Here is a 771-nt window from a genome sequence, read left to right as displayed (position 1 = left end):
CCGCCGGCGTGGCGGCCGCCGAGGCCAGGCTCCGGCGCTCGCCGCCGTCCGCCCTGCTCGCGCCGCCTGCGTCCGCGTCCCGCGCCGTGGTTTCCCCGAGCAGCGCGCGCAAGGCCGCCGCGTACTCCGCGACGAAGCGGAGCACGGTCTCCGTCGAGAAATGCCCGCGCGACGGCACCAGGGTGATCCGCAATACGCCTTGCCGGCCGTCGAAGCTGCTTTGCACCACCAGCGGCACATTGGTCGTGTCGCTCGCGTAGCCGTCGGACACCTCGATGTCGCGCACCGCGTCCTCCAGCGCGCGGAAGTGCGTGAAGTTGAACAGCGCGTCGAACACCGTGCCCACCTGCCGATGCAGTTCGATCAAGGGATAGCGCCGGCGGCTGAACACCTCCAGCTCGGCCGCCTGCACCGCGCGCACCAGCGCGACCGCGTCGAAGGCGCCGGCCGGGAAGTCGAAGCCGAGCGGCAGGCTGTTCAGGAACAGGCCCAGCGCCCGGTCGCCGTCCGCGCCCTCGCTGCGGCCGTTGAACACCACCCCGCTCGTCACCGCCGGCCTGCCGCAGATGCGCGACAAGGCGAGCAGATGCGCCGTCAGCAGCACGCTTTTCACCGAGGCGCCCGCGCGCGCGGCCAGCGCTTCCAGGCCGGCGGACTCTGCGGCCGAAATCGGCACCTCCGCCGGCGCCGCGTCGCCGTCCGGCTCCCGCGCCAGCCGCGTGGCCGGCAAGGATTGCAGCCGCGCGCGCCACCAGTCGCGCAGCGCGTCCG

1 protein-coding gene is annotated in these 771 nt (G+C 73.9%); it reads right to left on the bottom strand.

Annotation, left to right across the window (positions count from 1 at the left end):
• Positions 1-771 (bottom strand): condensation domain-containing protein (locus tag NK214_RS24880; RefSeq protein ID WP_253315805.1); only part of this gene is annotated, 771 nt, incomplete at both ends.

This window comes from Chromobacterium sp. S0633, from assembly GCF_024158805.1.
In the GTDB taxonomy this organism is placed as follows: Bacteria; Pseudomonadota; Gammaproteobacteria; order Burkholderiales; family Chromobacteriaceae; genus Chromobacterium.
The sequence above is the reverse complement of the archived record's forward strand: the minus strand, read 5'-3'. Positions and strand labels throughout refer to the sequence as shown.